Origin of the sequence: Blautia sp. DFI.3.45, assembly GCF_020593505.1 — a bacterium.
GTDB lineage: Bacteria > Bacillota > Clostridia > Lachnospirales > Lachnospiraceae > Blautia_A > Blautia_A wexlerae.
Window position 1 is genome coordinate 1 of sequence record NZ_JAJDMI010000185.1, and the last position, 373, is coordinate 373.

Here is a 373-nt window from a genome sequence, read left to right on the forward strand (position 1 = left end):
ATTTGCAAAATCTATGAGGACAACGCCCTCGGCAAGCTGCCGGATGCACGATATAGGGCGCTTGATGCACAGTATGCCAAAGAGCAGGACGCACTTGAGATTGAAATTGCAGAGCTGGAAAAGGCTGTTACCAGCTATGAGCAGAGTCAGAAATCAGCGGAGAAATTTATAGCCCTGATTGATAAGTACGAGAATTTTGACACGCTGACAAACACCATGCTCAACGGGTTTGTAGAGAAAATCCTTGTCCACGAACGCGCCCGAAAAGGCAGTCAGGACACTACGCAGGAAATTGAAATCTACTTCAATTTTTTAGGACGCTATATCCCACCATCCTTACAGCCGGTTCCTTTAACCCCGGAGGAACAGGAAG

1 protein-coding gene is annotated in these 373 nt (G+C 47.2%); it reads left to right on the forward strand.

From position 1 onward, the window contains the following. A partial coding sequence (locus tag LJE09_RS17535; protein ID WP_227311624.1) for a DUF4368 domain-containing protein occupies positions 1–373 on the forward strand: 373 nt, incomplete at both ends.